The 26112-nt window shown below is 68.7% G+C and carries 15 protein-coding genes; 4 read left to right on the forward strand and 11 right to left on the reverse strand.

The genetic code is table 11. The features are described 5' to 3' along the window. Positions 1-11 precede the first annotated feature (11 nt). Complete coding sequence (locus ACFVWW_RS03195) at positions 12-10811, forward strand: amino acid adenylation domain-containing protein (RefSeq protein ID WP_386875625.1); 10800 nt, start codon at positions 12-14, stop codon at positions 10809-10811. A gap of 141 nt (positions 10812-10952) precedes the next feature. On the opposite strand, the gene ACFVWW_RS03200 is transcribed toward ACFVWW_RS03195, so the two are convergent. Then, positions 10953-12341: an MFS transporter gene (locus ACFVWW_RS03200; RefSeq protein ID WP_386875627.1), complete on the reverse strand. Its 1389-nt coding sequence runs from the start codon at positions 12339-12341 to the stop codon at positions 10953-10955. 93 nt (positions 12342-12434) lie between these two features. Here ACFVWW_RS03200 and ACFVWW_RS03205 point away from each other — a divergent pair, with 93 nt between their 5' ends. After that, positions 12435-13043 (forward strand): TetR/AcrR family transcriptional regulator, encoded by a 609-nt coding sequence (locus ACFVWW_RS03205; RefSeq protein WP_386875629.1) that lies wholly within the window; start codon positions 12435-12437, stop codon positions 13041-13043. Positions 13044-13711: 668 nt separating this feature from the next. On the opposite strand, the gene ACFVWW_RS03210 is transcribed toward ACFVWW_RS03205, so the two are convergent. After that, complete coding sequence (locus tag ACFVWW_RS03210) at positions 13712-14677, reverse strand: pirin family protein (RefSeq protein WP_386875631.1); 966 nt, start codon at positions 14675-14677, stop codon at positions 13712-13714. A 178-nt stretch (positions 14678-14855) separates the two neighbouring features. On the opposite strand from ACFVWW_RS03210, the gene ACFVWW_RS03215 reads away from it, so the two are divergent. After that, positions 14856-15218, forward strand: a complete 363-nt coding sequence (locus ACFVWW_RS03215; protein ID WP_386875633.1) for a tetratricopeptide repeat protein — start codon at positions 14856-14858, stop codon at positions 15216-15218. Positions 15219-15236: 18 nt separating this feature from the next. On the opposite strand, the gene ligD is transcribed toward ACFVWW_RS03215, so the two are convergent. The 7 genes from ligD to ACFVWW_RS03250 form a co-directional block, all read right to left on the reverse strand. Beyond that, positions 15237-16163 carry a non-homologous end-joining DNA ligase gene (gene ligD / locus ACFVWW_RS03220; protein WP_386875635.1) on the reverse strand — a complete coding sequence of 309 codons (927 nt, stop codon included), beginning with the start codon at positions 16161-16163 and terminating at the stop codon, positions 15237-15239. 54 nt (positions 16164-16217) lie between these two features. Next, entirely contained in the window at positions 16218-18605 is a 2388-nt protein-coding gene (locus ACFVWW_RS03225; protein ID WP_386875637.1) for a phosphoketolase, read from the reverse strand. Positions 18606-18651: 46 nt separating this feature from the next. Further along, positions 18652-20061, reverse strand: a complete 1410-nt coding sequence (locus ACFVWW_RS03230; RefSeq protein WP_386875638.1) for an NADP-dependent succinic semialdehyde dehydrogenase — start codon at positions 20059-20061, stop codon at positions 18652-18654. Positions 20062-20165: 104 nt separating this feature from the next. Next, positions 20166-20534 carry a WhiB family transcriptional regulator gene (locus tag ACFVWW_RS03235; RefSeq protein ID WP_384187665.1) on the reverse strand — a complete coding sequence of 123 codons (369 nt, stop codon included), beginning with the start codon at positions 20532-20534 and terminating at the stop codon, positions 20166-20168. Then, positions 20535-20726, reverse strand: a complete 192-nt coding sequence (locus tag ACFVWW_RS03240; protein WP_384333429.1) for a hypothetical protein — start codon at positions 20724-20726, stop codon at positions 20535-20537. A 233-nt stretch (positions 20727-20959) separates the two neighbouring features. Continuing rightward, positions 20960-22810 carry a transketolase gene (locus ACFVWW_RS03245; RefSeq protein WP_384187660.1) on the reverse strand — a complete coding sequence of 617 codons (1851 nt, stop codon included), beginning with the start codon at positions 22808-22810 and terminating at the stop codon, positions 20960-20962. Position 22811: 1 nt separating this feature from the next. Next, positions 22812-24134: an NAD(P)/FAD-dependent oxidoreductase gene (locus ACFVWW_RS03250; RefSeq protein ID WP_384187657.1), complete on the reverse strand. Its 1323-nt coding sequence runs from the start codon at positions 24132-24134 to the stop codon at positions 22812-22814. Positions 24135-24499: 365 nt separating this feature from the next. Here ACFVWW_RS03250 and ACFVWW_RS03255 point away from each other — a divergent pair, with 365 nt between their 5' ends. After that, a complete protein-coding gene (locus ACFVWW_RS03255) occupies positions 24500-24952 on the forward strand; it encodes a DUF5709 domain-containing protein (protein ID WP_386876713.1) in 453 nt (150 codons plus the stop codon). Between the two features lie 93 nt (positions 24953-25045). Here ACFVWW_RS03255 and ACFVWW_RS03260 read toward each other — a convergent pair whose 3' ends face one another. Beyond that, entirely contained in the window at positions 25046-25525 is a 480-nt protein-coding gene (locus ACFVWW_RS03260; RefSeq protein WP_386875641.1) for an ATP-binding protein, read from the reverse strand. A gap of 164 nt (positions 25526-25689) precedes the next feature. Beyond that, the gene (locus ACFVWW_RS03265; RefSeq protein ID WP_384187653.1) at positions 25690-26058 is read right to left on the reverse strand and encodes a hypothetical protein; all 369 of its coding nucleotides are present in this window, start codon (positions 26056-26058) and stop codon (positions 25690-25692) included. Positions 26059-26112 lie beyond the last annotated feature (54 nt).

Genomic DNA, 26112 nt, shown 5'->3' on the forward strand with positions numbered 1-26112 from the left:
AGCGCACACTCATGGACCGAACGCCCAAGGAAGCCTATTACCGAGGGCCCGAACTAAAATTCACCGACGACGATCCGCTGAATGCGGTCAGTGCTCTCCTGCGTGCGGCGGATCGCTTTCCCGACGCGGGAGTCATCACCGTCGGGGACGACGGCCGTACGAGTACGCTGCTCTATCCCGATCTGCTGTCCCAGGCCCGTCGCATGCTCACTGGCCTGCGTGAGCAGGGCCTGCGCCCCGGTGCCGACATCGTGCTCGTCGGACTGCCGCTTTCTGATTTCTTCCCGGCCTTCTGGGCCTGCCTGCTCGGTGGCGCCAGGCCGGTGGCCATTGCCGAACGCGCCGAGCCGGGCGCTCCCACCCTGGAACGGCTCCGTCACACCTGTCAGTTGCTGGGTTCACCCTTGGTGGTGACGGACCGCACCGGCGCGGCCACGCTGGCCGCAGCCGCCCCGAGCCTGCGGGCCGTGGCCGCCGAGGACTGTCTGCGTCATCCACCGTCCGAGAGCCATGAGGAGCCCGAGGGATCCGATGTCGCCTTGCTGATGCTGTCCTCGGGCAGCACCGGCGTACCCAAGGCGGCACAGCTTACCCACGAAGGGCTGGCGGAGTTCGCGGCAAGCAGTAGGCGGATCCTGGACGTCCAGCCCGATGACACGACGGTGAACTGGCTTCCGGTGGACCACAGCGGGGCCTTCCTGCTCTACCACCTCCTTGAGGTGTTCGTCGGCTGCACCAATGTCCACGCGTCGCCCGGCTATGTGCTGGCCGCGCCCCTCCGCTGGCTGGATCTGCTCGACGAGCATGCGGCGAACCACAGTTGGGCGCCGGCCTTCGCCTATCGGCTGATCACCGACGCGATCCGCGAGCGCCCGGACCGCACCTGGGACTTGAGCGGTATGAAGACTCTCGTGTGCGGCGGGGAACAGATCCCACTCCAGGTGATGAAGGGGTTCCTCGCCGCCGTGACGCCGTTCGGTGTACGAGCGGAACACCTCGTTCCCGTATGGGGGATGGCAGAGACGGTCACGGCCATTACCTACGGGATGTTCGACGGTCCGGCAGCCGTCCAGCGCATACGCAAGGACAGCTTGGGCGGGCGGCTCATCCATGCCGACGAGGACACACCGGAGCGGGACATCCTGACCTTCGTCGCCGTCGGTGCGCCCGCACACCGTGCGGAGGTGCGCGTCGTCGACCAGCGCGGAGAGGTTCTTCCCGAGGAACGGATCGGCAGGCTTCAGGTGAGGTCCGCCGCGCGTATCACCCGCGGATATGTGAGGAACGCCGAGGCCGACCGTTCTGCTTTCCCGGCCGGGCGGGACTGGCTGGACACCGGTGATCTGGCGTTTCTCGCCGACGGCCAGGTGACAATCACCGGCCGGAGCAAGGATCTGATCATCGTGAACGGGCACAACGTCTATTGCTATGAGGTCGAGGACGTTGTCGCCGCCGTGCCGGAAGCCCCGGCGTCCGGAATCGCCGCCTGCGGAGTGCCCGATCCGGACACCGGCAGCGAGTCTCTGGTCGTGTTCTTCGTCAGCCTCGGCAGCGCCGACGCGGACAAGCGCGCCGCCGGCCGTATCAAGGCGGCCGTTTTCGCCAGGCTCCGGCTCACCGTCGTGCGTGCCATACCCGTCGTCGAAACGGAGTTCCCGCGCACACCGGCGGGGAAGATACGCCGCACTGAGCTACGCGACCGCCTGCTGGCAGGCGACTTTGATGCTGCCCCGGGCGAGGTGCTCGAGACGGTACGGGAGAGCGTCGCGGCACTCCTCGGACACACGCCGAACACTGAAACGCCTTTCTACGAGCTGGGGATGAATTCCCTTGCCCTTACCCGACTTCGTGGGCGACTGGAACAGCGTCTGGGCCATGCCATACCGCAGACCGCCTTCTTCGAGCACCCGACAGTCTCCGCGCTCGCGTCGTACCTGGCCGCCGCGCAACTGACACCGTCCCTGGCCCTGGCCGTGGACCGGGACTCGGACCCGGTACCAGAAGCGCCTTCGGGAAGAGCCGCGGCAGCCGAAGCGCCGGACCACCGGATCGCGGTCATTGGAATGTCCGCCCGTTTTCCAGGAGCGCCGTCGGTCGAGGCGTTCTGGGCGAACCTCCGCGAAGGCAGGGACAGCGTCAGTGTCTTTCGGAGGCGTGAAACCCTGCCGGACCATGTCCCTGTGGGGGGTGTTCTGGAAGACATCGAGGGTTTTGACTCCGACTTCTTCGGCATGAGTCCCAGGGAGGCCGGGCTCACCGACCCCGCTCATCGGCTCTTCCTCGAATGCTGCCACGAGGCCCTGGAGGAAGCCGGCTACGCGGTCTCAGCTCGCGACAGCCGCGTCGGTGTGTTCGCGGGCTCCGGAATGAATCTCTACGATCACCAGAACGCGTCCCCGGAAGGATCACCGGACACCGACGGCGACCCGGCCACGGGGCTGCTTACGGTCATGGGGCGGCAACCGGACTTCCTCGCCACCCGAGTCTCCTACCGGCTCGGCCTCACCGGCCCCGCCATCGGTGTCCAGACGGCGTGCTCGACCTCGCTGGTCGCCGTACACCTGGCCGCCCAGTCGCTGATCAGTGGCGAATCCGACATGGTCCTCGCGGGCGCCGCTGCCGTACACACCCCCCAGGAGTCGGGCTACCGCAGCCACCCGGGTTCCATCCTGTCGCCGACCGGGCGATGCCGGGCCTTCGACGCGGATGCCGATGGCACCGTGGGCGGAAACGGAGTCGCCGCAGTACTGCTCAAGCGGCTTGACCGCGCCCTCGCTGACGGCGACACCGTCCACGCCGTCATTGTGGGCTCGGCGGTCAACAACGACGGGGCAGCCAAAGCCGGGTTCAGCGCGCCCGGGCTGGCCGGCCAAGTGGAGGTCGTGCGGCAGGCACTGCGGAAAGCCGCGGCTCCGCCGGACACGGTCACCTACGTGGAGGCTCACGGCACCGGTACACAGCTCGGTGACCCGGTGGAGTTCGAGGCGCTGTCGCGAGCCTTCAGTGAAGGAACAGAGCTCACGGGCTTCTGCACTCTGGGCTCGGTGAAGCCTGCTATAGGCCACTTGGACAGCTGTGCCGGCATGGCAGGACTGATCAAGACAGTCCTCATGTTGAAGCACCGCACCCTCATACCGACGCTGCACCTGCACAGGGCCAATCCGGATCTGGCACTCGACGGCAGCCCATTCGTGCTCGGCACGGAACTCAAACCCTGGACCGCGCGGCCGGGGCTGCCGCTCAGAGCAGGAGTCAGTGCGCTCGGCGCCGGAGGCACCAACGCACACGTGATCCTGGAAGAGGCTCCGCCTCGTGACATCCCGCCCCCTGCCCGATATCCAGCGCTCGTGCCTGTTTCCGCGCGAGACCCGGAGACTCTGGCCGAGCTCGTTGATGACCTGCGACGTCGGCTGGTGGACCAACCCGACCTGGCACCCTCGGACGTGGCCGCCACTCTCGCTCTGGGCAGGCCCCATCGGAAGCACCGCACGGCCGTGGTGGGACATACGGCGGAAGAGCTCGCCCAGGCCTTGGAGAGCGCGGCCGTCGACGGCAGTCCACTCGCCAAGCAGGCTTTCGCCTTCGCAGGCCAGGGCAGTGCTCGGCCAGGCATGGCGCGTGAGATCTACGAAGCGCATCCTGGTGCCCGAAGGATCCTCAACCTGTGCGACCGGGTCTACACCGAGGAGTTCGGCGGCCCCCTGCTCCCTCTGCTCCTGGACACGACCACGGGACACCCCGGCGCCGTTTGGCCAACCGGCACCGGCCAGCCCGCCCTCTTCGCCCATCAGATGGCGCTTACGGAGCTGTGGCGCGCCGTGGGAATCCGCCCCGCACTCCTGCTCGGACACAGCGTCGGCGAGTACGCGGCGCTGTGCGCCGCCGGCGCCATGTCCATCGAGGACGGACTGCGGATCACCGCCTGGCGGGGCAGGCTGATGGAGCAGCAATGCCGACCCGGGGGAATGCTGACGCTACGAGCCGATACGAAGACCGCCCTGCGCATAGCGCATGCCTCGGGCGCTGAACTAGCCGCGGTCAACGGGCCGCTCTCCCACGTCGTATCCGGCTCAACGGACGTGTTGAGCGAAGCGCGTCGCCTCCTCGACCAGGAGGACATTTCGTGGCGTGCTGTCCCCGTGGACCGAGCCTTTCACTCGGCGGAGCTCGACCCTCTGCTCTCCGAGCTGCGCTCCCGCGCGGAACGCCTGGAACTCCACCCACTGCGTGTTCCCTTGGTGAGCACCCTCGACGGCTCGATACGTCCGGCGGGCTGGACGGTCGAAGCCGACTACCTCATAAGCCAGGCACGGGAACCAGTCCGCTTCGACTTGGCAACAGCGACAGCAGCCCGCGAAGGCTGCTCGGACTTTCTGGAGATCGGCAGCGGCGATGTACTCACCCGTCTGGGCAGACACTGTCTGCCTGACAGCCGCTGGGTGCCCGGCCAGGGTGGAGGCCGCGAACAGTGGCGAGGTTTCCTGGTGTCTCTGGGGGAGTTCTATCGTCGGGGAGCCGAGGTCGACTGGCAGGCGGTATCTCGCGCGGGAGGCCGGGTGCCGCTCCCCGGCCATCCCCTGAGGCGCCGCCGCTACCCGCTTCTCAATGCCACGGCCGGCGGGCAGGAGTGGTCTCCGGCAGCCGAGCTCACAATGGCCGCACCAGCCGCAGTGCCGACACCGAAGGTCAGCAGCGGGGCACTGGACGAGATCACTGCCAATATCCGCGAGCTGACAGCTCGGAAGCTGGCTGTCGATCCGGAGGATGTCGCGCCCGACCGTTCATTCTTCGCTCTGGGCGCTGACTCTCTGACCCTTATGAACATGACCACCGAGTTGCAGCGGCTCCACGGAGTGCGCATCCCCGTTCGGGAGCTGTTCGCCGATGCCGACAGTCCGCGCAAGCTCGCGGAACTCGTCGTACGACTCGGCGGCGGTCCGCGACCGGCGGTCCCCCACACGGCATCTGCGGAAAGGGAAGGCGAAGAGCTGCAGTTGGAGGAGCTGCCGGCGGGAGCTCCCGAGGCGACGCCGCATGCCATCCCGGAGCCGGAATCGGATCGTGAAACGGGCCTGCAAAACGTTGTGACGCAGCAGCTGCGGCTTGCCGGGCAGCTCATGGACCAGGTCACGGGCCTGATGTCCCGTCAACTTGAAATGCTTTCCACGGCGACGCCGGTACCAGCCGACTCTGTTCTCACGCCACGCATCCATGCCCCCGCTGGGAACCCGCAAGCCAACGCGGCCCCAATGCCGCACGATCCTCCCGCGGCTCCCGCACCGCTTCGAGTGGCCGAACCAGCCCAACTCGACCACGGCGGCTGCGACTTCAGCCTCTACTTCTTCGGTGACTATCCCGAGACCGGCACACCCGACACCTACGGGCTGATCATGAAGGCCGCCGAATTCGCTGACCGCCACGGCTTCCACGCCCTGTGGTTCCCCGAGCGGCACTTCGACTCGTTCGGTGCGCCCTTCCCCAACCCTTCCGTGCTCGCAGCCGCGCTTGCGGCCCGCACCAGCAGGGTTCGGCTGCACGCCGGCTCAGTCGTCCTTCCTCTGCACCACCCGGTGCGGGTCGCGGAGGAGTGGTCGGTCGTCGACAACCTCTCCGGCGGCCGGGTCGGCCTCTGCTTCGCGAGCGGCTGGCACGCCAAGGACTTCGCCCTGGCGCCGGAAATCTTCGGCGCGCATCGCGAGGCGATGTACGAGCGGCTGGAGACGGTACGCACGCTCTGGTCGGGCCGACCGCTCACCATGGCCGCGGGAGACGGCAACCCCGTCGAAATCCGACTGCAGCCACGCCCCGTACAGGACATGCCACCCCTGTACGTAGCGGTGGTGGGCAACCCCGACAGCTATCGGCGTGCCGCAGCCGAGGGACTCGGCATCGTCACCAACCTGATGTCGCAGTCGGTCGAGCAGCTGGCCGAGAACATCGCGCTCTACCGGCGTACCCGAGCCGAGCACGGTCACGACCCCGCCGCGGGCCGGGTCGTAGTCCTGGCACACACCTATCTCGGTGCGGACGCCGAGACCGCTCGCGCCGAGGCGTACCAGCCCTTCGTCTCGTACCTGCGCTCTTCGCTGGCTCTCTTCGACCAAGTCACCAACAGCCTGGGCTTCGAAGTCGACTTGGAGAACACGCCTCAGGAGGACGTGGACTTCCTGCTCAGCCGGGCCTACGAGAGTTACTGCGCCTCGCGTGCCCTGATCGGCGACGCCGAGTCGGTGGCCGGAACGCTACGGCAGCTCATTCAAGCCGGGGCAGACGAGATCGCTTGCTTCGTGGACTTTGGCATCCCCGCTGACAAGGTGCTTGCCGCGCTTCCTGCGATCGACGCTCTCCGCGCTCGCACACAACAGGCGTCCGCGGCTGCCCTCGAGCCCATTCGAAGGCCCCTGTTGCCCGCGCAGCGCCGGATCTGGCTTGTGGAGCAGATGTACCCGGGCACCAGCATGTACCACGAGCCGAAGGCGATCCGGCTGGACGGCCCGTTGGATGTGCCGAGGCTGCGGTGGGCCGTTCGGCGCACCGTCGCGCGTCAACCCGCTCTGCGTTGTCTCTTCGGCACGGTTGACGGAGTCCCGTACCAGGAGACCCGCGAGGACGTTGTGGTCGACTGCCCACTGGAGGACCACACGGGATCCACCGAGGCGGAGGCGCTGCGCTCCGTTTTGGGGGCCGAGGGTGCCAGGGCCTTTGACCTGACGACAGGACCGCTGTTCTCCTGCCGACTTCTGCGGCTTTCGGACGAACGGCACATCCTGTTTCTGCTGGCCCATCACATTGTCTTCGACTCGTCGTCCACCGTCGTCTTCACCCGTGAGCTCGCCGCTCATTACCGTCCTTCGCTCGACGGCAACCCGGTTCTTCCGCCGCTCGTCCCACATCGGGGAACCGTTGTGGCCCCTGACCGGAGGGCCGAAGTGCTCGCCTTCTGGCGACGCGAACTGGAGGGTGCACCCGATGTGTCCCTGCCCTCGGACCGGCCTCGTGCTTCCGTCCGCTCCGGCGCGGGCGGGAGCCTCACCCACACGCTGGACGCTCGATTGGTTGCCCGACTGAGGGAGTTTGCCGGGGATCGGCGTTCGACTCTCTTCATGGTGATGACTGCCGCGATCGGTGCCGTGCTCGGTCGGTTCAGCGGGCAGCAGGACATTGTGGTCGGAACGGCCGTGGCGGCCAGGCCGGAAGGTGCTGAGGACGAGATAGGCCTCTTCCTCGACACCGTCGCCCTCCGTCTCGATCTGACCGGCGACCCGGGATTCACTGAGCTGCTGCGCCGGGTGAAGGAACGCAGCACGGCTGCCTACGAACACCGGGACGTCCCATTCGACGAGATTGTCTCCGAGCTCAATCCGCATCGGGATCCAAGCCGCAACCCACTCTTCCAGGTGATGGTGGAGTACGAGAACGAGGGAGAGGTGAACTTCGACCCGCCGAGGCTGGCCGCGACGCTCGTCGACATGCCCTCTGACCGCGCGCCCTTCGACCTCAGCTTCTACCTGACGCACCACCGGGAGGGCCTGCGACTCATAACCGAGTACGACACGGACCTGTTCACGGAGAGAGACGTGCGACGGCTCGTGGACTACATGGAGCAGGTGCTGCGGCGGGCCCTCGCGGAGCCCGAAGCCCCGCTGACCGCGCTCACCGTACTCACCGATGCCGATCACACGGGCTTGGCGCGGCTCGGCCGGCAGCTGGAGCTCCTGCCCACCGTCGAGGAGACCCTGCACGGATTGTTCGAAGCGCAGGCGCACCGGACTCCGGAGGCTGTAGCTCTTCTGACCGATACAGGGCAGGTGTCATACAGCGAGCTTGACCGGCGGGCGTCCCGTCTTGCGCGATGGCTGCGGTCGCAAGGGGCTGGCCGCGGCGAACGGGTCGCGGTGATTCTCCCGCGCGGCCCTGAACTGATCACGGCGCTGCTGGGGGTGCTGAAGAGCGGGGCCGCCTATCTCCCGGTCGACGCGTCCCTGCCATCGGCCCGCGTCGAACATTTACTCGCCGACGGCCTTCCCGCTCTTGTGCTGACGGATGAGGCCACGGCAGGCAGACACACCGCCCTCCAGCAGTGGCGCGTGCATACGGTGGAGCGGGCCTCCGGCGAGGGTCAGCCGGAACACACGCCGGATGCCGAAGTCCATGACGTACATGCCGAGGATCCCGCCTACTGCATCTACACCTCGGGTTCCACTGGCAGCCCGAAGGGTGTTGTTGTGCCCCACCGGGGCCCCGTCAACCTGGTGTTGCGGCATATCGAGCAGTATCCGGCACTGCGCACCGTCCAGTGGACATCGCCCGCCTTCGACGTGAGCGTGCAGGAGATCTTCACCACCCTGGCATCCGGCGCGGCCCTCGTGCTTGTCGACGATGAACTGCGGCACGATCCGGTGGCACTCGCCGAGACGCTGCGACGCCACGAGGTGCAGCGGATGTTCATGCCCAGCACCCCGCTGAAGTACCTGGTCGACACCAGTCCCCACCTGCCGGCGCTTCGGGAACTGTTCTCGGCGGGAGAGGCCTTGCAACTCACCCCGGCGTTCCTCCGGTTCCTCGCCGCGCATCCGGAGTGTGCGCTGTACAACCAGTACGGCCCGACCGAGACCTCTGTCATCGCCACCTCGCACCGGGTCGACCCCACCCGGGGCACCCGCCCGCCCATCGGAACTCCTCTTCCAGGCGTGCGCATCAAGTTGCTCGACGTCGCCGGCATCGAAGTGCCATGGGGCGTCGCAGGTGAGATTTACGTGGGCGGCACCGCAGTGTCGTACGGCTACCATCGCCGTCCCGACGAGACCGCCGCGGTCTTCCGGTCCACCGGCAAGGGAGAGCTCTTCTATCGCACCGGAGATCTGGCCCGCTGGAACTCCGAAGGATCGCTCGAGTATCTCGGACGCATCGACGACCAGGTCAAGGTCAGAGGCCACCGCGTCGAACCCGCCGAGGTCCAGCAGGCTCTGCTACGACGGCCGCACGTCCGCGACGCAGTCGTCCTGCCCCGCAGGGACAGCCACGGCGAGACAGAACTCGTCGCGTACGTCACGCCCGCGACTCCGGACCGACCGGAACCCACCAAAAGCCTGCGGGCCGACTTGGCCGCCGAACTTCCCGACCACCTCGTGCCCAGGCACCTGGTGTGGCTGGACAGACTGCCGGTGAACACGGCCGGGAAACTGGACCGTCGGCGACTGCCCGCCCCTGAGGCAGGGGCCGGCCCGGTGAACGAGGACGAAAGACCGTCCACCCCATTGGAGAAGACGCTCCACGAAATGTGGTGCGCCGAATTGGACGCGAGCAGCGTGCCGGCCACTCGCTCGTTCTTTGAGCTCGGCGGCCACTCTCTGAGCGCCGTACGGTTGTTGAACAGGCTGGCCGTGGAGCAGGGCTTCACGCTGTCCATGGCGGACTTCTTCCGCGCGCCGACGATCCGAGCCGTCGCCCACCGCATCGACCCCGGCCCCGGCCCCGAGCTGTCGGCGGATGTTGTCCCCATGCCCGCTACGCTGCGCAGACTGTGGCGCCGCCACCACGAGCGCGCGGACCCCAGCGTTTACAACGTCGCTCACCGGATCGACCTGCGAGGTGAACTGGACCCGGCCGGCCTGACCCGAGCGCTCGATGCACTCGTACGACGCCACGGTGCCTTGCGCAGCAGGGCCATGCGCCGCGACGATGAGCTTCTGGTCGAGACCTTGCAGGAGGTTCCGGTCGAGGTCCCCATCGACGACCTCACCCGGCTCGACGCAGCGGCTGTCGACCGCTGGTGCCAGGCGGAGGCGACGCAACCGTTCAGGATGGACCGGGCGCCTCTGTTCCGCTTCCGGCTCGGCAGGCCGGCCGAGAGCCAGTGGGTCCTGATGGTTGTTCTGCACCACGCGGTCTGCGATGGCTGGTCAATGAGCATTCTGTGGAACGAGCTTCAGGCCTTGTACAACGACGGGGGCGCCAAGCCCCTCGACCCGCCCATCACCCACTTCACGGACTACGCGCGCTGGGAGGCGGAACAACTCCGCGGCCCGCGCCGAGCCCAGCTCGAGGCCTTCTGGAAAGCTGAGCTCAGTGATGTCCCTCTGCGCCTGGAGCTGCCATCCGACCGCCCCCGACCAGCCGAGCTCTCCGGCAGAGGAGCCCTGCACCAGCAGCTCGTCGAAGGTGCCGTAACGGGGCGCGTCGCCGAGGTCGCCTCGCGCCTCGGCACCACGCCCTACACCGTGCTCGCAGCCACCTTCGCGGTATGGGCCGCCCGGATGCGCGACGGCTCCTCCGACGTGGTGTTCGCCGCCTCAAGTGCCAACCGCGCCGGCCGCCAAGAACACGAGGACGTGGTGGGTCTGCTGGGGGACTCCGTTCTGCTACGAGCCCGCATCTCCAACGCCACCACGTTCGCCGATCTCGTCAACAGCCTGGGAGACACCCTCTTCAACGCCCTCGACCATCAGGCGCTGACATTGAACGAAATTGTCCGCCTACTGGCGCCTCAAGAGACGGACAGGCTCTATCCCACAGTCCTGTTCACGGTCGTCACCACCCCGCCACCCACGCTCCAGATGGACGGGCTGACGGCGAAGATCCGGAGCGAGCCCACCGTTGATGTCGCCCGCAACGAGCTGTACATCGTTCTGGTGCCCCAGGAGGGAAGTATCGACATGATCTTTGAGTACTCCACAGACCTCTTTGACTCGGCGACGATCGCGCGCTGGGCTGAGGACTTCACGCGGCTGCTGTCGGTCGTCACCGACCGGTGGGAGGTGCCGCTGTCGGTCCTGATGCGTGCCGCCACGCCAGGCGACTCTGTGAGTTGATGGTGCGAGGAGCTGGACGTGAGTGTCGTACGCGCGCGGCCCTGGAGCAGTGGCCGGGAACGTGGAGATGACGCCGCACGTGAGCGAGCACCCGGGGCCGGTGGGAGCCCACGCTTCCACCGGCCCATGCTCAGCACTTGCTCACTCGGAGCGTGGCTTCGGCGTGATGAAGAATGCCAGGAGAGCGGCCGCGGTGGCGACGACCGCTCCTGTCGCGAAGCCACGCGAGAAGCCCGCGGCGTCGGTTCCGGCGATGCTTGCCGCGGCCATGCTCGACACGACAGCGGCGCCGAGCGAGGCCCCGAACTCATGGAACGTGCTGACGATTCCAGACGCCAAGCCGGCTTCGTGTGGTTCGATCTGACCCAATGCCGTGGCGGAAGCGACCACAAAGACCACTCCGGTGCCTGCGGCCGCAACTGCGACGCCGATCACCATTGATGTGGTCCCGCCCCAGAGTGCGGGGACCGCCATGCCGACGGCTGCGACGAGAAGTCCGAGCACTCCGAGCGTACGAGGTCCAGTGCGGCCGATGACCCGGCCCGCGGCGCTCGCCCCTGCCATCGTCGAAAGGGCTACTGGGAGGAAGAGCAGGCCAGTGGCCAGCGCACCGTACTCGCGATAGTCCTGCAGATAGAACGTGCCGAGGAAAAAGACCATGATCATCAAAGCGGTGGCCACGAGGATCAACAGGGTTCCGGCCGCTACCGGTCGACGGATCAGCAGCCTGAGATCCATGAGGGGGCTCGCGGCCAGGCGCTGACGAACCACGAAAGCTACGTAAAGGATCGCGGCAGCCACGAAGTAGGCCGCGGTCGTCAGGGTGGCCCACCCTTGATCCCCAGCCTTGATCAGGGCATAGGTCAGAGTGCCGGTCGCTGCGGTCACCAATGCCGCGCCCGGTATGTCGAGTCGACTCCTCGTGGCTGGGCGCGGCTGCGGCGGGAGTTGTGCACGGAGCGTCAGAAGCACCACGAGCCCCACGGGGACGTTGATGTAGAAGACCCATGGCCACCCCGGTCCTGCCGTGAGAAGTCCGCCAAGGAGAACTCCCAGAGCAGCGCCGCTGCCGCCGAGCGCAGACCAGATTCCGAGCGCCTTGTTCCGCTCATCGCCCTCGAAGAGGGTGACGACCAGCGACAGCGCTGCCGGGGAAAGGATTGCTGCGGCGAGGCCCTGTGCGACACGACCTCCCAAGAGCATGGGTCCGGAGGTGGCCAGTCCCGCGATCAGTGATGCAGTGGCGAACAGTGCCAACCCCAAGAGCGCGAGGCGGCGGGCACCGAACAGATCAGCCGCACGACCACCGAGGAGGAGGAGGCCACCGAAGGCAAGGGTGTAGCCACTCACTACCCATGTGAGTGTCTCGCGCTCCAGCCCGAGCTCCGCCCCCATGTGGGGCAAGGCGATCGCTACGACAGTGACATCCAGGATCAGCATTAATTGTGCGATGCCGACGAGTCCGAGGATCTTCCAGCGTCGTGGGTCGGGGCTGTGGGGCGGTCTGGTGGAGGCCACGGATTCGGTCATGACGTTCGACCCCTTCGGATTAAGTCAAACAGAGGTGTTCGAGTTCTGTCGGATACTGTAACTCATACACGGCTGTTCAACTTGAGGGGTGGCATGTCCCGCGCAGTGACCAAGTCGGCACGTAGAGCCGATGCCCAGTACAACGTCGAGAAGATCCTTGCTGCGACAGTCGCCTGCCTGAGCCGGAACCCGGACGCGAGCGTGAGCGAGATCGCACAGGCTGCCGGGGTGGGCCGGGTGACCCTTTACGGGCACTTCCCGTCCCGGGATGCCCTGATCGAGGCCTCACTGAAACAACTTCTCGCCGAAGGAGACCAGGTCCTGGGACGACTGGATCTCATGGGCGACCCTCGGGAGGCGCTTCGGGCCCTGATCGAATCGAGCTGGCTACTGATCGCCCAGTCGAGCGCTGTCCTCGAAGCGGCGCAGGCGATCCTGCCGGCCGAACGGGTGCGCGTACTCCACGCCAAGCCGGCACAGCGCGTCGGCGACCTGATTGGCCGAGGGCAGGCTGAAGGAGTCTTCCGCGCAGACCTCCCTGCGAACTGGCTGGCCAGCGTCCTGCACCACGTCATCAAGGGCGCGGCGACTGACGTGACCAATGGACGGCTGGATCAGGCAGACGCCCCGCGCTTCATCTCGGAGACGGTCCTTGCCGCCTGCAGGCCCGTCGGCAAGGAGCCGACTTCGACCGGCCTTTGATGTTTTCAATCACCGGACGATCGCGAGCCAGGGCCCCAGTTCGAGTCCGTCGCCGACCGCGAACTGGGTCGTGAAGAATCTTGGCAGCTTTGCTGACCGAGCCAGGCATTAGATGCCTATAGATCTTGAAGGTGATGTCCAGGCTTGAGCGTCCCATCCATTCGGCGACATCGGTGATCGGGACGCCATGAGTCAGGCAATTCGATGACCATTCCCTCAGGGACGTCGACCTCACCCGCCCTTTAAATCCGCTGCCACTGGTTGTGCAAGTAGTAGGGGGAAATGGTTTGGCTGGGTTTCCGGGGCGCCTCAGGAGGTAGCCGGCAAAGCCGCCCGGGTACGCGCCACGTGCCTCGTCTCGCCCCGACCTACCGTCGCCAGCACCTCGCCGGGTCTCAACAGACGTCGCAGAACCCGAACGGACCGACCCGTCGACCGTGGAGCGGTCGCGCAGAGGCCGGCAGAGGACACAGCTGACGAGTAGTCAGGAAAGTCAGCATTGAGTCAGCATTGGTCCGGCTACACGTGACTACGGTTGACCAGACCCTCGACTCGTGGCGCACCTGCAGAGCCGGATTCGGAAAGCGCTCGGCCCCTCCTCCAGGCCGCCTGACACTCCGAGGTCGGACGCCAGCCACAGCGTTCCAGTCTGTGCGCAAAACACCAGTTCAACGCACCCGTCCACGCGATTTCAGCGGCACCGGGGGCAGTTCAGGAGCGGGCAGCGGAGCGCCGTCGTAGCCCGTCACGGCACCGAAGCGGGTTCCGGACATCCAGTCCGAACGAGCTTGTTTGATATCCTCGTTGGACCGCCCGATGAAGTTCCACCACATGACGATCTCCTCCTCGAAGGGCTCGCCGCCGAGGAGCATCAGGCCCGCGTCGGAGTCGGCGCGCAGGGGGAGTTCCGTGCGGCCGCAGCCGAGGTAGAGCATGGAGCCAGGGAGGACGGGTACGCCGTCGACCTCGGCTTCGCCGGACATCGCCAGTACGGCGTACTCGAAGTCGGGGTTCAGCGGGAGGCGGGCCTCGCTGCCGCGGGCGAGGGCCAGGTCGGCGCCGACGAGCGGGCTGTAGGTCGTGCCGGGCGAGACGGCGCCGTCGAGTGCGCCGAGGATGACGGTGGCGGTCAGGCCGGGGGCGGTGACGACGGGAAGATCGGCGTGGTGCTGGAAGTGCGGCTGGACCTCGCGGTGGGCGTCCGGGAGCGCGACCCAGAGCTGGGCGCCGTGCAGAAAGCGGGCGTGCGTGCGCGGGCTCTCCTCGGAGTGGGAGATCGCCCGGCCCGAGGTCATCAGCCCCAGCTCGCGCGGGCGGACCGTCTGGAGGCTGCCGAGGCTGTCGCGGTGCAGTACCTCGCCGTCGTGCAGCCAGCTGACGGTCTGGAGCCCCATGTGCGGGTGGGGCGGTACCTGCATGCCGGCCTCGCCGGCGATGTCGTCGGGGCCGTAATGATCGACAAAGGCCCAGGCGCCCACCATGCGGCGGCCCAGGTTGGGCAGCAGCCTGCGGACCTCGGTGGACTCGCCCAGCTGGACCCGGCGTGGGCTCAGCAGCTCACGTACCGGCTCGGCGACGACAAAGCCGCGGCCGCCGCAGACGGCGAGAGATGCCTGACGGTCAAGATTGCTCATGGTGCCCAACCTATTCCTGAGTCGCGTGGCGGAGCGCGGGATCCACACCAGAACGCGGGATCCGCACCCGAACGATAGTGGAATGTTCAACCATCATGCGCTGTTGGAACCGTACGCAGGGCATGGTCCCGGAGAATCCGAGGACGGCCCGCAGGCAGATGGCGGACAAGGAGGGCACGTGGAGAGCGCGTACTACGAGTTCGGAACGGCCGCGGAGCGCTGGGACCGCGCGCAGCTGTTCTTCGACGCCAAGGAGTACGTCACGGCCGCCCGCATCCTCGGCGGGCTGGTGGACGAGGTCCCGGAGCAGGTCGCCCCGCGTCTGCTGCTCGCCCGCGCCTACTACCATTCGGCGCGGCTGGCGAAGGCGGAGGCCGAGCTCCGCATCGTCGTGGAGCGTGACCCGGTGGAGCAGTACGCGCGGCTGATGCTGGGCCGCACGCTGGAGCGCCAGGGCCGGGCCGCGGAGGCGGCGCCCCATCTGCGGATGGCCGCCGCGCTGTCCGGGGAGTTCCCGACGACCGGGCCTCCGCAGGCGTAGTACGACCGGCTCGCCGCCCTACCGCAGGGCGGCGAGCCGTCGGCGCGCCGGGCCGAGCGCCCGTCCGCGGTGCGGCACCCCGGACCAGGGGCGGGTCCGCGCCTGGTCCAGGACGCTCGCCACCGTCCAGCGCCTGGCGGTGACGTCGGGGTCCTTCAGCTGGTCCCAGCTGATCGGGGTGGCGACCGGGGCTTCCGCCCGGGCGCGTACGGAGAAGGGCGCCACGGCCGTCTGCGCGTAGGCGTTGCGCTGGATGTCCAGGTAGAGCCGGCCGCCGCGCGCGGCGGTCCGTACCTCCGTGGTCAGCCGGTCCGGGTCGCGGGCCGCCAGGGTCCGTGCGACGTCGGCGGCGAAGGCGCGTACCTCGTCGAACCCGGCGCGGCCGTCCAACGGCACGATCACGTGCAGCCCTCTGGACCCCGTCGTCAACAGGGCGCTCGGCAGCCGCAGTTCGCCGAGCAGCTCCCCCAGCTGCCGCGCGGCCCGGCGTACGGGCTCGAAGTCGTCCTCGGCGGGGTCGAGATCGAAGACCAGCCGGTCGGGGAAGTCCGGCCGGTCCGCACGGGACTGCCAGCGATGGAAGGTGAGACACGCCTGATCGGCGAGGAACACCAGGGTCGCGGTGGTGTCGCACACGGTGTGGGTGACGGTCCCGCCCTTCTTGGCGAGCTCGGCCCTGCGCACCCAGCCGGGATAGCTGTCCGGGGTGTTCTTCTGCATGAAGCGGGCGCCGCCGAGTCCGTCCGGGTGCCGCTCCAGCATCAGCGGCCTGCCCTTGAGTTCGGGCAGCATGAAGGGGGCGACGCTCCGGTAGTAGTCGATCAGGCCCGCCTTCGTAAGGCCGGCGCCGGGCCCATGACCGGCCCGGGCTTCGGGGAAGAGGACTTTCTCCGGCCGGTGGATCTCCACGGTCCGGTGCCCGGCCCGTACGCTCCGCGCGCTCATGTCCCCACGTCCTCCTCGCCGGTCTTCTCCTTGCCCGTGTTCGCCCTGTTCGCCTCAGCCGGACCAGGTCCAGTCGGCCACCTCCGGCAGGTCCGTGCCGTACTCGCGGATCCAGGCGTGGTGGCGGGTGCGTACATCCGCCATCGCCTGGCGCACCCCCACGGCCCTGACGCCCAGTCCCGGCACCCGGTCGATCACGTCCATGACCAGCCGGTAGCGGTCGAGGTCATTGCGGACGACCATGTCGAACGGGGTGGTGGTCGTCCCCTCTTCCTTGTAGCCGTGGACATGGAGATTCGTATGCCCCGCCCGGCGATAGGCGAGGCGGTGGATCAGCCAGGGATAGCCGTGGTACGCGAAGATGACCGGCTTGTCGATGGTGAACACGGAGTCGTACTCGGAGTCCGTCATCCCGTGCGGATGCTCCTCGTGGGGCAACAGCCGCGCCATGTCGACGACATTGACCACCCGCACGGCCAGTTCCGGCAGATGCCGCCGCAGCAGATCGGCGGCGGCCAAGGTCTCCAGGGTGGGCACGTCACCCGCGCAGGCCAGTACGACGTCCGGCTCCCGTGTGCCGTCCTCGGTACCCGCCCATGTCCAGGCGCCCACGCCGCGGGCGCAGTGGGCGCGGGCCTCGTCGAGCGTGAGCCAGTCGTGGCTGGGCTGCTTGCCGGCCACGATCACATTGACGTAGTCGCGGCTGCGCAGCGCGTGGTCGGCTACGGACAGCAGGGTGTTGGCGTCCGGCGGCAGATAGACCCGTACGACCTCGGGGCTCTTGTTCAGGACGTGGTCGACGAAGCCCGGGTCCTGGTGGGAGAAACCGTTGTGGTCCTGACGCCAGACATGCGAGGTCAGCAGGTAGTTGAGGGAGGCGATGGGGCGGCGCCAGGGCAGCCGGCGCGAGGTCCTCAGCCACTTGATGTGCTGGTTGACCATGGAGTCGACGATATGGGCGAACGCCTCGTAGCTGGAGAACAGTCCATGGCGGCCGGTGAGGAGATAGCCCTCCAGCCAGCCCTGGCAGAGATGCTCGGAGAGCACTTCCATCACGCGTCCGTCACGCGCGAGATGCTCGTCCGTGTCGAGGGTTTCGGCCTGCCATGCCTTACCGGTGGCTTCGTAGAGCGCTTCGAGGCGGTTGGAGGCGGTCTCGTCGGGGCCGACGACCCGGAAGTCCCGCCGTCCCACCGTCGCTTCCATGATGGATTCCAGCAGGGAGCCGAGGACCCGGGTGGGCTCGTGCAGCACGGTGCCGGGCTTGTCGACCCGCACCGCGTGGCGTTCGAGCGGCGGGATCGGCAGATCCCGCAGCAGCAGACCGCCGTTGGCGTGCGGGGTGGCGCCCAGCCTGCGCGTCCCCTCCGGGACGCATTCGAGTACGGAGGGGTGGGGCGCGCCCGTCGCGTCGAACAGTTCGTCGGGGCCGTACGAGCGCAGCCAGGTCTCCAGCTGGCGCAGATGGCCGGGGTTGTCCCGTACGCCGCTCAGCGGGACCTGATGCGCACGCCAGGTTCCCTCGACGGGCACCCCGTCGACCTCGCGGGGGCCGGTCCAGCCCTTGGGCGTACGCAGCACGATCATGGGCCAGTCCGGCCGCTCGGTCACCCGGCCCTCGCGTGCGTCGTGCTGGATCTGGGCGATGCGGTCCAGGGCGCGGTCCATGGCCTCGGCCATGGCGCGGTGGACGGCCAGGGGCTCGTCGCCGGTGACGTGCAGGGGCTCGTGTCCGTAGCCGCGCAGCAGCGAGTCGAGTTCGGCTTGCGGCAGCCGGGCGAGCACCGCCGGGTTGGCGATCTTGTAGCCGTTGAGATGGAGGACCGGCAGGACCGCGCCGTCGTGCACCGGGTCGAGGAACTTGTTCGAGTGCCAGGACGCGGCGAGCGGCCCTGTCTCCGCCTCGCCGTCACCGATCACGCAGGTGACCAGCAGCTCGGGATTGTCCAGCGCGGCGCCGTAGGCGTGGGCGAGGGAGTAGCCGAGTTCGCCGCCCTCGTGGATCGACCCGGGGGTCTCGGGGGCGACATGGCTGGGCACTCCGCCGGGGAACGAGAACTGCCTGAACAGCCGCTCCATGCCTTCCCGGTCCCGGCTCACGTCCGGATACGTCTCGGAGTACGTGCCCTCCAGCCAGGAGTTGGCGAGGACGGCGGGACCGCCGTGGCCGGGGCCCCAGATGCACAGCGCGTCGATCTCCCGCGCCTTGATGACCCGGTTGAGATGGGTGTGTACGAGGTTCAGACCGGGTGAGGTCCCCCAGTGGCCCAGCAGCCGGGGCTTGATGTGCTCCGGCGCCAGCGGCTCCTGGAGCAAGGGGTTGGCCATCAGATAGATCTGACCGACCGCCAGATAGTTGGCGGCACGCCAGTGGGCGTCGAGGGCGGCGAGCTCCCCCTCGGTGAGTCCGGCCGCCGCTGCTCCGGTGGTCGCCTCGCGCATGCTCATCTCCCTGCGGGTCCGTAGGCTCCGTAGGCCCGGACGGGCCCTATCCCTGGCCGTCCGGCTCGGCGCCGTGCCACACCGTGGTGACATTGCAGAACTCGCGGATGCCGTGCGCCGCCAGTTCACGGCCGTAACCGGAGCGCTTCACCCCGCCGAAGGGGAGGGCGGGATGCGAAGCCGTCATGCCGTTGAAGAAGATGCCGCCCGCCTCCAGGTCACGTACGAAGCGGTGCACGTCCCCCTCGTCGCGCGTCCATACGTTGGAACTCAGCCCGAACGGCGTGTCGTTGGCGAGCGCCACCGCCTCGTCCAGCCCGGAGACCCGGTAGAGCGTGGCGACCGGACCGAACGTCTCTTCCCGGTGGATCCGCATGGAGTCGGTGATATCGGCGAGCACGGTGGGAGCGTAGAACCAGCCACGCTCGTGCTCCTTGGGACGCTGTCCGCCGCAGAGCGCGGTCGCTCCCTTGCTCAGCGCGTCCTCGACCAGCTCCTCCAGATCGGCGCGGCCCTGCTCGCTGGAGAGCGGCCCGACGTCGATGGACTCGTCCAGCGGGTCGCCGACGGTCAGATCACGCATCCCGGCGGTGAAGCGCGCGGCGAAGGCGTCATAGACGTCCTCGTGCACGATGAAGCGCTTGGCGGCGATGCAGGACTGGCCGTTGTTCTGCACCCGGGCCGTCACCGCGGTCTTCGCCGCCCGCTCGATGTCCGCCGAGGGCATCACCACATACGGGTCGCTGCCGCCCAGTTCCAGGACGGTCCTCTTGACCTCGTCGCCCGCGATGGCGGCGACCGAGCGGCCCGCCGGCTCGCTGCCGGTGAGCGTCGCGGCGGCCACCCGCGGGTCGCGCAGGACGGCCTCGATCGCGCCGGATCCCACCAGCAGGGTCTGGAAGCAGCCGGCCGGGAACCCGGCCCGGCGAAAGAGGTCTTCCAGATACAGCGCCGTCTGCGGCACGTTCGAGGCATGCTTGAGCAGGCCGACATTGCCGGCCATGAGCGCGGGGGCGGCGAACCGTACGACCTGCCAGAGCGGGAAGTTCCACGGCATCACCGCGAGGACCACACCCAGCGGGCGGTAGTGGACACGCGCCCGCGACGCCCCGGAGTCCTTCACGTCGGCGTCCGAGGGGTGCTCGTCGGCCAGCAGCTCCTCGGCGTGCTGGGCGTACCACCGCATCGCCTTCGCGCACTTCGCGGCCTCCGCGCGGGCGGCCGCGACCGGCTTGCCCATCTCGGTGGTCATGGTGCGGGCGATCTCCGGCCCGTCCTCCTCCAGCAGGTCGGCGGCGCGGTTCAGCAGCCGCGCCCGCTCGTCGAAGCCGGTGGTGCGGTACTGCCGGAACGCGCTGTCGGCCGCCGCGATCCGGCGCTCGATCTCCTCGGCTCCCAGCGCGTCGAAGGTCTTGAGCGTCTCCCCGCTGGCGGGATTCACCGTCGCGATGGGCATGGGCGATTCCTCCTCGATTCGACAGTCCGACCCTTCCGTGACCTGCCCGCACGCGCAACACGGGAGCCGCGCGCCCGGCAGACGGAGCCGGGTGACGTCACGATTCAGGGGCGCCGCGACCGACCGGGCGCGGAGGACTGGCGGGCGCGTGCCGGGGAACCCTGCGCGCCGCGGCGCCGGTCCGCCCTGCGCCGTAGCCGCCGGCGCTCCTCCTCGTCCGTACCGCCCCACACTCCGGAGGTACGGCCGGTGTCCAGCGCCCATTCGAGGCACTGCCGTTCCACCGGGCAGCTGTGGCACACCTCCTTGGCGCGCTCCGCCTGCTCGGCGGCGGGCCCCGACTCCCCCACGGGGAAGAACAGCTCCGGGTCGGCGTCGGCGCAGGCCGCCTGCCGCAGCCACTCCCAGGTGTCCGCGTCATGGCCGATGTCCAGTTGGGTGTCCAGTTGGGCTGTCGTCAGCCGCACAGTCATTCAGTCCTCTCCCCGCACCACGTTCCAGTCCTGGTCTGCCGTCTCCTGCCGCTCCCGGCCGTCTCTCCACAGCGTCTCGCGCCGGGTGGCGCGGGCCGGGACGCAGGTGCGTATCCGCCCTTCCCGCTCGGCGGACCTTCCCGCCACGGCCGGTGCGGCCGGTGTGGGCCGCGGGCCGATGTCCCTACTCATGCCGGACTCCTTTTCCGCTCGGTTTTCCGCTCGGTCTTGCGATGTACGCCCACGATCGCGGGCGCTCTTCCTTCGGGTACCCGATGACTCGCTCCGAAACGGCGGGCGCCCCGGTCATCGAGGAGTTGTCTCGTTTCGACCCGAGGGGCGGGAGCCTGGGCGCGATGCCCGGCCACCCGCCCCTCGGCCATCGGACGCGTCCGATGCATGAGTCGATGCGTACCTCTGGTGCGTCAGCGGATGACCTGTGCCACCAGCAGCCGCAGCCCCGCCGCGATCGACTCCGCGTCGATGCCCGACGCCCGGAGTTCCTCCTCCGGCGTCGCCGAGCCCGGCATGTTCCCCACAGCCAGCCGTACGAGCCGCTTCGGCGCGGGGCGGCCGTCCGAGAACACCTCGGCCACCGCGTCCCCGATGCCGCCCTGCGGGTGATGGTCCTCCACCGTGACCAGACAGTCGGTGTCGGACGCCGCGGCCTGGAGCGTGCGCTCGTCGGCCGGCTTGACCGAGTAGAGGTCGACGACCCGGACGGCGATCCCCTCCTGGGCCAGCAGATCCGCCGCCTCAAGACACTCATGGACCGTCGTACCGGCCGCGATCAGCGTCGCCCGGTCCGCGTCCGAGTGGCGCAGCACCTTGCTCCCGCCGACCGGGAACTGCTCGTCGGGGCCGTAGATGACCGGCGTCTTCCCCCGGAGCGTGCGCAGATAGCGGACGCCCGACAGCTCGTGCATCGTCGCCACGAGCGACGCCGTCTGATTGGCGTCGCAGGGGTGCAGCACCGTACTGCCGTGCACCGCACGGAACATGGCGAGGTCCTCCAGACCCATCTGGGACGGACCGTCCTGGCCGATCGCGACACCCGCGTGCGAGCCCACGAGGTTGACCGAGGCCCGGCTGACCGCCGCCATCCGTATGAAGTCGTGCGCGCGGGTCAGGAAGGCCGCGAAGGTCGACGCGTACGGGACATGGCCCATCGCCTGCATGCCGACGGCGGCCGCCACCATCTGCTGTTCCGCGATGTAGCACTCGAAGAACCGCTCGGGATGTTCCTTGGCGAACGCCTCGGTACGGGTGGAGTCGCTGACCTCGCCGTCCAGCACGACGACATCGCCGCGCGCCGTGCCGAGGGCCGCGAGCGCCGCGCCGTACGCGTCACGGGTGGCCACCGAGTCGCCCACGTCGTAGCGCGGCAGTTCGATGGTGGCGACCCGTCCGCCGCCGCGCGCCGGGGTGTCGAGCTCGGCGGGCTTCGCCACCCGTACGCGGATCGACCGCCGCCCGCCCAGCTCCTCGATGGCGCTCTCCGCGTCGGGCAGCGGCTTGCCGTGCATGCCCTCGCGGTCCTCGACGGAGGCGACGCCGCGCCCCTTGCGGGTGCCCGCGATGATCGCGGTGGGCCTGCCGGCCGTCGACCGGGCCTCGTTGAAGGCGGCGTCGACGGCGTCCATGTCATGGCCGTCGATCTCGACGGTGTGCCAGTCGAAAGCGCGCAGCCTGCGGCCGTACGCGTCCAGGTCCCGCTGATGGCGGGTGGGTCCGCGCTGGCCGAGGCGGTTGACGTCGATGACGAGGGTCAGCGAGTCCAGATGCTGGTCGCCGGCGTGCTCGATCGCCTCCCAGATGGAGCCCTCGGCCATCTCGCTGTCGCCGGACAGCACCCATACGCGGTACGGGGCAGGCCCGAGCCGCTGGCCGGCGAGCGCCATACCGACCCCCACGGGCAGCCCCTGGCCGAGCGATCCTGTGGCGACGTCGACCCACGGGAGCCGCGGTGTCGGATGGCCTTCGAGCCGGCTGCCGAGCGTGCGGTAGGTGAGGAATTCCTTCTCGTCGATCGCGCCCGCCGCCAGATACATGGAGTACAGCAGGGGCGAGGCATGTCCCTTGGAGAAGATCAGCCGGTCGTTGCCCGGATCATCGGGCCGGTCGAAGTCGTAGCGCAGATGGTTGGCGAGCAGGTCCGCCATGAGATCGGCGGCGGACATCGAGGAGGTCGGATGGCCCGACCCCGCCGTGTCCGCGACCCGCACGGAGTCGACCCTCAACTGCTGTGCCAGTTCTGTCAGTTGTTCGCTGTTCATGTCACTCCTTGCCGGGTGCGCCGGGAACCCTCGCGAGTTCGGGGGACGACGATTCGAGCGGCACCGTCCAGGAACGGACCAGACCGAGCTGTACGGCCTGCCGCGGCAGAATCGCGTCGAGCATCCAGTCGGCGGCGACCCGTACCCGGTTTCCCGGCATGGCCGCCAGGTGGTAGCCGCGTGTGACGGCGCCCGCGAGCGGTCCCGACAGCGGCACCCCGAGCGGGTTGGCCGCCGCCTTGACACCGCCGAGGTCCACGACGAATCCCAGGTCATTGTGTTTGTAGGTTTCCCGCTCCCCGTAGCCGAGGGAGGCGGCCACATTGCGGCCCGCCACCTTGCCCTGGCGTCCCGCGTGCTGGGCCGTCATCGGGGTGAACTTCCCCGGCCTGGTGAGATCCGGTACGGCGGCGGCGTCACCGCACGCGAACACCTCCGGGTGGCCCGGCACGTTGAGCTGCGGGTCGACCAGCAGCCGGCCCCGCTCGACGGGCAGACCGAGCTCGGAGACCAGCGGATCGGGCCGGACGCCCACACACCAGACGAGGCTGTGGGTCTCGACGAACTCGCCGTCGTCCAGCGTGATCCCGGTCCGTCCCGCCTCCTTGACGGAGGTGCCGGTCCTGACCTCCACGCCTCGTGCGCGCAGCACCCGGTCCGCGGTGTGGGACAGCCTGCGGTCCAGCTCGGGCAGGACGCGGGGAGCGATGTCGAGGAGCAGCCAGCGTGGCCGCCGCCCCTGCTTCCAGGCCCGCTGCTTACGGACCAGTGCGTCGGTGAAAAGTTTACCCTGGGCCGCGACTTCGGTCCCGGTGTAGCCGGCGCCGACCACGACGAAGGTGGAGCGGGCGGCGCATTCCCCGGGGTCGTCGGCGGTGGCCGCGAGTTCGATCTGACGGGTGACGTGGTCCCGCAGATAGAGCGCCTCCGGCAGCCCCCGGAAGCCGTGCGCGTACTCAGCCACCCCGGGGATCGGCAGCAGTTTGTTGACACTGCCCACGGCGAGGACGAGCCGGTCGTACGTCAGCTCACCCCGTTCGCCCTCCGGGCCGGTGTAGCTGACGCGCCGCGACTCCAGGTCGACATGGTGCGCCTCGCCCAGGACCAGGCGCACCCGCGGCAGCGTCCCGGGGAGGGAGACCGTCACTCGGCGTGGCTCCAGGATGCCCGCCGCCACCTGGGGCAGGAGCGGGAGGTAGAGGAAGTAGTCGGTGGGATTCAGCAGGATGATCTCGGCCGCGTCCCGCACGCGCCTCGAGAGGGTGCGGGCGGCCTGGTAACCGGCGAATCCGGCCCCGACGATGACAATGCGTTCTCGGCTCACGTTCGACTCCGGACGGTGACATTTCGGGTCGTACGGACGGACTGACCACGTGCCCGCCGACAGCGGCGACAAACACCGCGGGCGCCCCGCGGCGCACCCCTACGCCCGGTGACAGGGGGGTTCACCTGCGGTTTGACACGACTGTGATTGGTGGGAGGGTGGACAGAGCGGATGAACCGCCCCCGGGCAGGGAGTCCACGCAGCACCGCCCCGATCCTGGATCGTCTCCCACACACCGCCGCTTGCCGGGGCTTCGGAGGGGTACCGGCACTTCGACGCCCGCGACAACGCCCGGCGGCCGGACCGCACGAAGCGAGGAGTACGACGTGAGCGGCGACAGCAGCGAGACGAGGGGCGACGAGGCAATGGGCGACGAGGTCTACCAGCCCGACGACGCCGAGGTCACCGAGGACGAGGGCATCCTCGACCCCGAGGACACGCTCATCGACCGGGGCGCCGACCCCTTCGACGAGGGCTGGTCCCCTCCTGAGCGCCCCTTGGCCGTGGAGCACACCGGGACGACGGCCAACGAGCAGCGCGAGGGCGAATCCCTGGACCAGCGGCTCGCGGAGGAGGTACCTGACCAGGAAGTCCCCATCGGGGACGGCATCGGTGACCTGCCGTACGGCGAGGGCGAGACGCTGGACAACGAGGTCGGCGACGACCGCTCGGGCCGGCTGGTGGCTCCGGACGAAGGAGCCCACGAGGACGCCGAGAAGGACATGATCGCGAGCGATGTCGGCATCGACGGCGCCGCCGCGTCGGCGGAGGAAGCCGCGGTGCATCTCGTTCTCTCGGACGAGGACGAGCTGGGCTGAGCCCCGTACAGCTGTCGCGGCCCCGTACAGCTGTCGAGAGCGCCGCACACCGGAAGGTGGGCGAAAGCCCACCCGGTGTGCGGCGCTTCGACGTCATACAAGGGCCGGTACGGAGTCAGGGGCGCGGACGGGCTGCTTCTGCGCGGCGTCGGTCCCGGTGAGGGGGATCCGGGGCACCCGGGGGACGCTCTGGGGAGTCTCGACGCCACGGGTGAACCAGATGACTTTGCCGCCGGCGGTGGCGCAGGTGCCCCAGCTGTCGCTCAGCGCGGCGACGCGGGCGAGTCCTCCCCCGCCGGCGGAGCGCAGCCGGGGCAGGCGCGGGCCGTTGTCCTCGACCGACGCCGTGAGATGGCGGCCGGTCCAGCGGAGTTCGAGCACACAGGTGTTGTCGTCGCCGACATGACGGTGGACATTGGTCAGAAGTTCGTCGATGCCCGTGCAGACGGGCCGGACCTGCAGTTCGAGTTTCCAGTGCCGAAGGTGTGCGGCGACGATGCGCCGTATCTGCGAAACGCGCTCCGGAGAGGCGTGCAATTCCACCACGTACTGCCGGTCGAGTGGAACTGTCATGGTCAAGGCTCCTCACACAGAGAGGCCCACATGCTTCACCACGTTGTACCAACGGCCCCCGAACACGAAGCGTGAGCAACAGCCACTTCTGGGTCACCAACAGCTTGACTCCACTGGGCCGAACGCGCAACACAGGCGTGAGAAGGCCTCTTCCGTGACAGGACCTAGCGGCTCTCCAGGCGCAACTGGACTTCTTCCTCCTGGTCGCCGGAGGCCGTGCCGAGGACACGGACGGCGAAGGCGGAGGCCAGGGTCTTCCGCACGGTGTCCACCGCCGTGTAGCCGCCCTGGAGGCTGAGTGTGACGGGCGCCGACAGCCGCGCGGGCCCGGGCTCGGTGCGTACATCGGACACATCGAAGGTCGCGGTCCACACGGTCGGGCGCTTCCCGGGCATGTCCTGCGGGACGTCGTCGGCGGCGCGGTCGGAGGCGAAAGCCGTTCGGAGCACACTGAACACCGCGTGCGCGTCCTCCCCCACCTGTCCGCTGAATGCCACCGCGACCTGCGCATCGGGATGGTCCGCACTGTTCACGTGGATCTTTCCTCTCTCTACTGCCCCGAGGATCCCGGCGATTGCGTGATCGCT

The sequence above is a fragment of the Streptomyces sp. NPDC058198 genome, assembly GCF_042882605.1.
Lineage (GTDB): Bacteria > Actinomycetota > Actinomycetes > Streptomycetales > Streptomycetaceae > Streptomyces.

What these genes read in the sequence shown, in the direction of transcription:
- ACFVWW_RS03195 (WP_386875625.1), top strand. Translation starts at nt 12, where the DNA reads ATGGACCGAACGCCCAAGGAAGCCTATTACCGAGGGCCCGAACTAAAA.
- ACFVWW_RS03200 (WP_386875627.1), bottom strand. Translation starts at nt 12,341, where the DNA reads ATGACCGAATCCGTGGCCTCCACCAGACCGCCCCACAGCCCCGACCCA.
- ACFVWW_RS03205 (WP_386875629.1), top strand. Translation starts at nt 12,435, where the DNA reads ATGTCCCGCGCAGTGACCAAGTCGGCACGTAGAGCCGATGCCCAGTAC.
- ACFVWW_RS03210 (WP_386875631.1), bottom strand. Translation starts at nt 14,677, where the DNA reads ATGAGCAATCTTGACCGTCAGGCATCTCTCGCCGTCTGCGGCGGCCGC.
- ligD (WP_386875635.1), bottom strand. Translation starts at nt 16,163, where the DNA reads ATGAGCGCGCGGAGCGTACGGGCCGGGCACCGGACCGTGGAGATCCAC.
- ACFVWW_RS03225 (WP_386875637.1), bottom strand. Translation starts at nt 18,605, where the DNA reads ATGCGCGAGGCGACCACCGGAGCAGCGGCGGCCGGACTCACCGAGGGG.
- ACFVWW_RS03230 (WP_386875638.1), bottom strand. Translation starts at nt 20,061, where the DNA reads ATGCCCATCGCGACGGTGAATCCCGCCAGCGGGGAGACGCTCAAGACC.
- ACFVWW_RS03235 (WP_384187665.1), bottom strand. Translation starts at nt 20,534, where the DNA reads ATGACTGTGCGGCTGACGACAGCCCAACTGGACACCCAACTGGACATC.
- ACFVWW_RS03240 (WP_384333429.1), bottom strand. Translation starts at nt 20,726, where the DNA reads ATGAGTAGGGACATCGGCCCGCGGCCCACACCGGCCGCACCGGCCGTG.
- ACFVWW_RS03245 (WP_384187660.1), bottom strand. Translation starts at nt 22,810, where the DNA reads ATGAACAGCGAACAACTGACAGAACTGGCACAGCAGTTGAGGGTCGAC.
- ACFVWW_RS03255 (WP_386876713.1), top strand. Translation starts at nt 24,500, where the DNA reads ATGGGCGACGAGGTCTACCAGCCCGACGACGCCGAGGTCACCGAGGAC.
- ACFVWW_RS03260 (WP_386875641.1), bottom strand. Translation starts at nt 25,525, where the DNA reads ATGACAGTTCCACTCGACCGGCAGTACGTGGTGGAATTGCACGCCTCT.